Source organism: Ferroplasma sp. Type II (assembly GCF_000496155.1).
Window position 1 is genome coordinate 6051 of record NZ_KI542837.1, and the last position, 8417, is coordinate 14467.

At 38.3% G+C, this 8417-nt stretch carries 8 protein-coding genes and 1 pseudogene; 4 read left to right on the plus strand and 5 right to left on the minus strand.

The genetic code is table 11. From position 1 onward, the window contains the following. The 3 genes from serS to AMDU4_RS13535 form a co-directional block, all read right to left on the minus strand. Positions 1-1097 (minus strand): serine--tRNA ligase (gene serS / locus AMDU4_RS13525; RefSeq protein WP_290705542.1); only part of this gene is annotated, 1097 nt, incomplete at its 3' end. 218 nt (positions 1098-1315) lie between these two features. Then, on the minus strand, positions 1316-2077 hold the full coding sequence (dph5, locus tag AMDU4_RS13530) for a diphthine synthase (RefSeq protein ID WP_021788492.1): 762 nt from the start codon (positions 2075-2077) through the stop codon (positions 1316-1318). Positions 2078-2079: 2 nt separating this feature from the next. Beyond that, positions 2080-3285, minus strand: coding sequence for an enolase (locus AMDU4_RS13535; protein WP_021788493.1), 1206 nt, complete (start codon positions 3283-3285; stop codon positions 2080-2082). 290 nt (positions 3286-3575) lie between these two features. Here AMDU4_RS13535 and lonB point away from each other — a divergent pair, with 290 nt between their 5' ends. Continuing rightward, positions 3576-5549, plus strand: coding sequence for an ATP-dependent protease LonB (gene lonB / locus AMDU4_RS13540; protein WP_021788494.1), 1974 nt, complete (start codon positions 3576-3578; stop codon positions 5547-5549). Continuing rightward, a complete protein-coding gene (cgi121, locus tag AMDU4_RS13545; RefSeq protein WP_021788495.1) occupies positions 5539-5961 on the plus strand; it encodes a KEOPS complex subunit Cgi121 in 423 nt (140 codons plus the stop codon). The genes lonB and cgi121 overlap by 11 nt, the downstream gene beginning before the upstream one ends. On the opposite strand, the gene AMDU4_RS13550 is transcribed toward cgi121, so the two are convergent. Next, complete coding sequence (locus AMDU4_RS13550) at positions 5951-6841, minus strand: carbohydrate kinase family protein (protein WP_021788496.1); 891 nt, start codon at positions 6839-6841, stop codon at positions 5951-5953. The two genes, cgi121 and AMDU4_RS13550, sit on opposite strands and share 11 nt — an antisense overlap. A gap of 103 nt (positions 6842-6944) precedes the next feature. Here AMDU4_RS13550 and AMDU4_RS13555 point away from each other — a divergent pair, with 103 nt between their 5' ends. Both AMDU4_RS13555 and AMDU4_RS13560 read left to right on the plus strand, forming a co-directional pair. Further along, a complete protein-coding gene (locus AMDU4_RS13555; protein WP_290705546.1) occupies positions 6945-7097 on the plus strand; it encodes a hypothetical protein in 153 nt (50 codons plus the stop codon). Positions 7098-7207: 110 nt separating this feature from the next. Continuing rightward, positions 7208-8119: a hypothetical protein gene (locus AMDU4_RS13560; protein WP_021788497.1), complete on the plus strand. Its 912-nt coding sequence runs from the start codon at positions 7208-7210 to the stop codon at positions 8117-8119. On the opposite strand, the pseudogene AMDU4_RS13565 reads toward AMDU4_RS13560, so the two are convergent. Beyond that, a pseudogene (locus AMDU4_RS13565) lies at positions 8116-8417 on the minus strand (IS5/IS1182 family transposase); the annotation flags it as partial. The gene AMDU4_RS13560 and the pseudogene AMDU4_RS13565 sit on opposite strands and share 4 nt — an antisense overlap.

Consider the following 8417-nt stretch of genomic DNA (forward strand, 5'->3'; position numbering starts at 1 on the left):
AATTTTCCCTGTGATGGATACCATACCTCTATGTCGTATTTCTTTGCAGCCAGGCTACCAAGGTCTCCGGAACATATATTCACTATTCTGTATGGCAATCCGAGACTTTTGTATATATCTTCGGAATTAGTCACCAGTTCATTGAAAAAATCCCACGATTCTTCAGGCCGGCAATAGATGAATTGCTCTATCTTGTTGAACTGGTGAACCCGAAATATTCCCTTGGTATCCTTTCCATGTGCACCTGCTTCCCTTCTGAAACATGGGGAAACACCACTTACCCTCAATGGCAATTCAGACTCTTCCAGTATTTCTCCGGACAGCATAGATGCCAGTGGATGCTCTGCGGTTGCTATTAGATAAAGGTCGTCCCCCTCAATTTTGTATAATGATTCCTTGAATGTTTCTATATCTGTAGCACCGGACATAGAGGCATAGTTAATCATAAATGGTGGTTCCATTACTGAAAAGTTTCTCTGGGAAAGAAAATCTACTGCATAATTTATCAGTGCAAGTTCAAGCTTGAACAGTCTATTTTTCAGGAAATAAAATCTGGAACCTGCTATCTTTCCCGCTCTTTCAATATCGGCCAGATTGTATTTTTCCATGAGGGTTTGATGGTCAACCGGTTTTTTATCTAATACAGTATAATTTTTAGAATTATTACTATTCTCCATAAAATAGTCCAGGTCCTTATTGTAAACCTTTGAATTGCCAAAGTATTTCACAATTTTACTGTTTTCATCCCCGCTGCATATGGGAACATCATCTGCAAGCAAATTGGGTATCAGCCTTACTATTTCATTTCTCTTAGTTTCTATCCCCCTTTGCTCTTCTTCCATGTCGCTTATTTTTTTGTTGATTTCATGCACTTCAGACTTTAAACTGTCTATATCCTCTCCATTCTTAATCATCGTGGAAATACTGGATGTCACCATATTTTTTTTATGTTTGTGCTCATTTAATATCTTGAGATTCTCTCTCCATCTGGAATCCAGGGAGAAAAATTCGTCCAGAATATCTGTGTTAAAGCCTCTGGCTTTGCATGAACTGTAGAATATTTCCCTGTCTGATCTGAGAAGTTTTATGTCTATCATAATTTGACCTTTCATAATTGATATAAATATAGTATATGTTTTTTATGATAATTGGAGATTGTTAATTCTTTGTTGATTTTTTCTGAATAGGAGTTTCAGCTATCTTATTGGGCATTCGTTTGAAATGGAGAATGGTACGATTTTTACTTGAAACAATTATATCAAAATGTTTCAATTTCCAAATTACCAACGAAAATATAACAATTCCGATAATTGAATCAAATTTTCATTGCAAATGCATTTAAAAATTCATTTTCCACATCATTCATCCTAGATGGGATTATTATTGAGGCTGGTGAACCCTGTGGATTGTTTTCCATTATTTTTTCCAGAGTTCCATATATTATTCTTTCATTTTCAGAGGCAATTCCTATTCCTGCTATGACAATGATTCCGGAATTTATGAGCCCTTTACCTTTTTTTTCCTCCATTTTCAGAAGTATAGATAAAGCCTCACATACATGCATAGTTTTTCCGTCCTTCAAATCGAGCAATAAAAGTGTGTGCATACTGTTTGAATAATTGGTGTAAATCCTCTCATATACACTGACAGGAAAAAAATTTTCATAAACAAATGGCATGGACACGATATTTCCAAATTTATAATTGAATAACCCGGTTCTGGAAATAAATGCGGTGATTATGGACGCATTTTCGAATATTCTGACCTCTATACCCGATTTCTTTGCTTCCATTCGAAGTTCATTGTGAGTTGTCGCAGATAATGCATCCCCGGTGACAAGCAAGGTCACGTTCTTTTTTTTGGCCTCATTTATTATTTCCTTATCTGTTTCCACCAGTTTTCTATCTGCAGGCTTCACGATGCCTTTTGTGAGTGATGGTATTGAATTAATAGTATCCTGGGGCGATATGGATGTATATGTCTCGAAGTATACAATTTCTGATTCCCTAATGGCATCTGCCTCTTCCAGTGTGAGGCTCTTCACCCCTCTCAGCCCCAAGCCCATAATATTGAGCATTTTCAGATCAGATCTTCTTCGAGTCGTATCACTTCATTGAGCTTAGCTAACCTTTCCCCACCTATTGTACCTGTTTTTATAAATTTGGAATTAAAGGCGATGGCAAGATGTGCTATGAAATCATCTGTAGTTTCACCACTTCTATGTGAAACAACTGTCTCCATGGAATTTTTTGTTGCAATTTTCACCGAATTGACAGTATCCGAAAGTGTGCCTATCTGGTTTACCTTTATAAGGACACCATTGCTGGATTTCATTTCCACTCCCTTTTGAATTCTCGTGGGATTTGTTGTATAAATATCGTCTCCAACTATCAGAGCATTTTTCCCTATTTTTTTTGTTATCTCTGCAAAACCTTCAAAATCGTTATCGTATAATGGATCCTCAATAAAGTAAAAACCATGTTCCCTGTTTAATGAAATGGCATAGTCAATTTGTTCATCCTGTGTTTTTGTGGAGGTTTTATAATGATATTTTCCATTTTCATAAAATGAATCGGCTGCGAAGTCCACACCGAGGTAAATTTTCACCTTATTCTCGGATGAGATTTCACTGACAGCGGATTTTATGATGTCTATGGCTTCTGAATCTGACACATCGGCGGTCCATGCCTTTTCATCCCCTAAACCCACGCTTTGCCCCTTGAGTTTCTCAGATAATTTCTCTCCAACTCTTCTATGGACTAAAATGTTGTAATAAACAGAATCATAAAATGTTTTTCCCTGTGAAGAGACAAGAAATTCCTGTATGGTAGTGCCATTTTTAGAATGTTTTCCGCCTCCTATAATATTTCCCATGGGGCGTGGAATCTGTGGATGGAGCCCTCCAACATACCTGTATAATGGTATTTCCAGATAGTTTGAAACTGCCTTCGCATTGGCAATGGAAAGCGCTGTGGAAAGGTTTCCTCCCATTTCCGAGAAATTATCAGTGCCATCAAGTTCATGCAGTAATGTATCAAATCCGCTCTGGTTCAATGCGTTAAAGCCTTTCAATGCATTTCTTACGTGCCTGTTATAGAAATCCACACTGTTTTCTATATTATTCTCAGGATATGCAATAACCTCTGTTTTCCCGGTACTTGCGCCGGCCGGTGCAGAGCTAGTTCCTGATGCATAATTTAAGAAAATTGTCGCCTCTATGGCAGGGTTTCCTCTAGAGTCAAATATTTTTCCAATTTTTGAATCCACAATTTCAATATCTTCCATATTAGTATAACACCATAAAAAATATATATTTATGGATATGGGGATAATGTGGGTGTGAGATAATGTGTGCCATTATTTTTACGCATCGATCCGGTATAATGATTTTAACCATTTTTCCATTATGGGGATGATCAGGAAATACTATCATAAAGAAAGCAACTGAGTTTCCCATGTGGATGAATTGCAGTGTGCTAATGGAAGTGTCTTGAAAATCATTTTTCCGTATTATTAAATTTGATTAGTTAAAAGAGTATAGGAAAGCTTAATTATTAAGATTAGATAATGATAACGTGGACACTAATAATGATGATGTTGAAGAATGGGTATCTAAATTAGGTGTGAAAAGCACTAAGGAAGTTGAGGTGCCCAAGCTTCTGTTTAACCAGGTAATTGGGCAGGAGCATGCTGGAGAAGTCATAAAAAAAGCAGCTATCCAGAAAAGGCACGTCCTTCTCATTGGTGAGCCGGGAACCGGCAAATCTATGTTAGCCCAGTCTATGGTAGATTTTCTTCCAAAAGAGGACTTGGAAGATGTATTATGTTTCCCTAATCCAGAAGACCCAAACAAGCCAAAGATTAAGACCTTCCCGGCCGGTAAGGGAAAGGAAATACTCAGGCAGTATCAGATAAAGGCTGAGAGAGAAAAAAAGGACAGATCCAAAAGCCTTCTTTTCATTGTCCTATCTATAATATTACTAGGTGCTATACTAGCTATTTATCTATGGATAAGCAATCTGAAGGGGACCGCCATCGAAATTCTTTTCTTTGCGGTAATTGGTGCGGCATTCCTGTATATAATAATGGCAATGAATCCTGCAGCACGTATGGAACGTGCAATGGTTCCAAAATTGCTAGTAGGGCATAATCCAAATGATAAGCCGCCTTTCATAGATTCTACTGGCGCTCATTCTGGCGCTCTCCTTGGAGATGTAAGGCATGATCCTTTCCAGTCAGGCGGACTGGAAACTCCCGCTCATGAGAGAGTGGAAGCGGGAAATATGCAAAAATCTGATAAAGGGGTGCTTTTCATAGATGAAATAAATCTGCTCAGGCCAGAAGACCAGCAGGCACTGCTCACGGCAATGCAGGAAAAGCGCTTTTCCATATCCGGGCAGAGCGAAAGAAGTGCTGGTGCGATGGTTCAGACTGAACCTGTACCATGCGATTTTGTACTTGTGGCAGCCGGCAACCTTGATGCAATAAGGAATATGCATCCAGCACTCAGATCCAGGATAAGGGGATATGGATATGAAGTTTATATGAATGATACAATGGAAGATAGCGATGATAACAGAAGGAAAATAGTACAATTTATTGCACAGGAAATCGCTAAGGACAAAAAAATCCCCCCATTTGATGAGGGTGCCATAACAGAAATATTGAAAGAGGCACAGAAACGGGCCGGCAGGAAAGGCAGGCTTACATTAAGGCTAAGGGAACTGGGCGGTCTTGTCAGAGTGGCAGGAGATATAGCGGTTACGAATAAGCAACCAATAGTGACTGCAGAGGACGTAAATCAGGCAAGAAGCTTAAGCAAACCGGTTGAACAGCAGATAGCTGACAGGGCTATAGAAGTCAAGAAACTTTACAAAATGTTTACCGGAAGCGGAAGTGCAATAGGAAAAGTCAACGGACTTGCCGTTATGGGGTCAACTGACATGTCTGATTTTACAGGAGTTGTCATGCCTATTGTTGCCGAAGTAACCCAGGCGCAGCATCCTCATAATGGCTCTGTTTACGCTACCGGAAAATTGGGAGAAATTGCCAAAGAAGCTGTGCAGAACGTTTCAGCAGTAATAAAGAAAATAAGTGGAAAAAACATTTCAGATGTAGATATACACATACAGTTTGTTGGAACTTATGAGGGCGTTGAGGGTGATTCAGCAAGTGTGTCAATAGCCACAGCGGTTATATCAGCCCTTGAGTCCATACCTATTGACCAGACAGTAGCCATGACAGGATCCCTCAGTGTAAGAGGCGATGTACTACCAGTAGGCGGAGTAACAGCAAAGGTTGAAGCAGCAATAGATACCGGCCTGTCAAAGGTCATAGTCCCTGCTTCCAATTTCAATGACATTATACTGGATGAGGCACATAAGGACAAAATACAGATAATAGGCGCTTCAAGAATAGAGGATGTCCTTGAAAATGCCCTGGTAATGGGTATGGAAAAAGATAAATTCCTCCAGAAAATTAAAAACGTTGTAAACCCGGCAACCGATATTAAAAAACCTGTCCAGAGACGAAGAACAAATGTTGTATGATTTACAATATTTTATTTTAACTAAATACGATACCCAAATTTTTGACTATTTGAAAACCAGGAAGGATTTTTTGCAATTAATTGACTGTAATGCCATAATGTCAGAACTACAGTTAAAGGAAGCAATCAGAAAGACTGAACGGTACATACAGCACAACGGGAAAATACATTTTCCAGGGAATGTGCTTCTGATGTACCTATCAAACACTAATCAGATCAATGTTGCCATAAAGAGATGTGGCATCAACTCTAAAACCCATCATGGGGTTGTTGTATTTTCAAATACTGCAGATGTAGATTTTCTAGTTAGTGAAGGATTCCTAAAACTCACTGGAAGGCTTATTCCCTACGATCTGCCGGAAAAAGACTTTGAAGTTTTTTCAAATATGGCAAAAGTAGACACTACGATTTGATCAAATTAAACATCTTTAGTATATCCTTAAATTTAAGATTAAACTCATTTATATTATTCTCAATTGCCTTAGAAGCCGTTATATTTCCTATTAATGCGGAATCCTGAAGAGTAAACCCATTTGAAAGCCCTGTATATAGCCCAGCTCTAAAGGAATCCCCAGCACCCACAGTATCTACTACATGATCTGACTTGACTGCCGGTACCAGGGTAGACTCACCATCCTCCACAACAGTCGCTCCCTTCTTTCCTTCAGTTATCACTATATCTTTTACCTTGCCGTATACTGTAATATAGTCCGTATGAAGCAGTTCCAGAAGATGTGTGAACTCTTTTCTGTTCATAATTATCATATCGCTGTGTTCAACCATATACTGTGCAGTTTCACTGTTATATGTATACCATATTTCCTGTCCTGGGTCAAATACAATTCTCGCTTTATTTTCCTGGCTCAGTATTCTCTGATATTCCTTTACAGGACCTGTACCTATGTTCAGGTAAAGATAATTTTCATATTCAAATTTTTTTGATGCTTCCCAGTTATTCATGGGTCCCTGGAACATATATGCAATTTGCTCCTTTCCATCAGAGGGAATGTAACAAATAGGCCCAATTTCTCCCGCATCTATATCTACATGTTCTATGCTTATACCCACTTCTTTCAAGTTTTCCAGATATTTTGCATGAGAGGTCAGCCCAACAATGGAATAGAGATCAAAATCAAGCCCCAGCGAATTTGCAACATAGGCGAAATTGCCTGCTGTCCCGGCAAATTTTTCCCTTAGCACATCAACCCCTCTGGCTTCACCGGGTGTTGGAAGTGATGATACCGACATACTTACATCAATATTTAAATGTCCAAAGTAAGCGAGAAACTTCATGTCACTGTAATTATGTTTCTATATTTAACAATTAATAGATTATTTCTTACATATATTTTAGTACATCCGAAATATTTATATGCTAAAAATCCATTGATTTTTATTGAATTATAAAGTATTAACTGCAGTGGCAATAAGTGCAATTCTGGTTGCTATCGTATTTTCAGGAACCAATATTCCATATCCGGGGCACAATCCAACCGATAGGCTAGTGACTGGTAACGGAAATGGGCATGGGATAGTAATTCTAGTTTAAGTGGAAATCACGCATTAACTACTGGTCAGAATTTTACACTGTCAGGAAACGTATCTAATTTTTACAATAAGTTACCAGTCAATGGTACAATTACTATAAGCAATTCAACTATGTCCAGAACGTTGAACATAAGCCGGAACGGGTCCTATAGCATCACTTTGCCGCGGGGTTCATACTCTATTAGTTATTCATCACCGGGATTTGATAACTATACAACATCTATTTACCTTAAGGGGAACACTTCTAAAAACATCTCAATTCTTCCTGCATCTTCCATAGGTACCGGAATTAATGAATTTTCTGGAAAATCTGCAATAGATACAAATTCTGCTAATGTTTCCAGTCTCATACCCTATCTGAATGACAGTGCAATTTCAGGGGGTTTAAATTCAAACAACATAACCGGAATCCTGAATAAAAATATTACTATTGAACTGGGAAAGAAATTGAACAACACAAATTTCCTGATATTAATAAAACAAAGCGGCGCCATATATACATATAATGGAATAACAAATGATGCTGGTAATGGAAACTTATCCCTTAAATATTCTGGAAATTATACAATGGCTGCCTATACATTATACTACAACTCAAGCTTTGTAAAATATAGTACTGCAAGTGGGATACACCATATTAAATTCAATATGACTAAGCGTATGATACTCAATTCTACCATCATGTTAAAAAGCTCTGTACCATTGAAAGGCAACGCATCTGTTGGTGAATCCTACCTTTCCGGCTACGGGGGAATATTTAGTATCAGTCCAGCATTTATCAGAAGCAATTCTATAGGGACATATTATGGTTATTCTATACCATCAGGAATTTACAGGTTTAATTACAACAATGCCCATTATGTTCCAACAAATTTCAATTTAAATATAGCAGAAAATTCAACCTATAAAGAAACAGTCAATCCATATTTAATATCTGTTAATATAACTGCTCTGTTGAACAAAGATCATGATTTCCGCTCTCTTCACTCTTCCTCTGATTTTATTCTTCTTTTCAGCCTCTAATTCATCTGATTTACCTCCATCTTTGCCCTCTGGTTTATATAGTCGTATATCCATAATCTCTGGGATCCCTCTGCTTTCAATCCTTCTGTAGATCTGCTTACACAGTTCTCTCCAAACTTCCTCTTTACTGCGGAGAATATTCCTTCAGTCCCAGGCCACCTCATTCCGTAATGCTTCTCTTCTGCCCACTGTTTGTAACCTTTCTCCTGGTATTCTCTTACCTCCTTTCTTCTGTGTTTTGATCCCCTTTGCCTGTCAGTGGAGGCATTCTTCCTGATCTTAATCACCGGTATGGCAC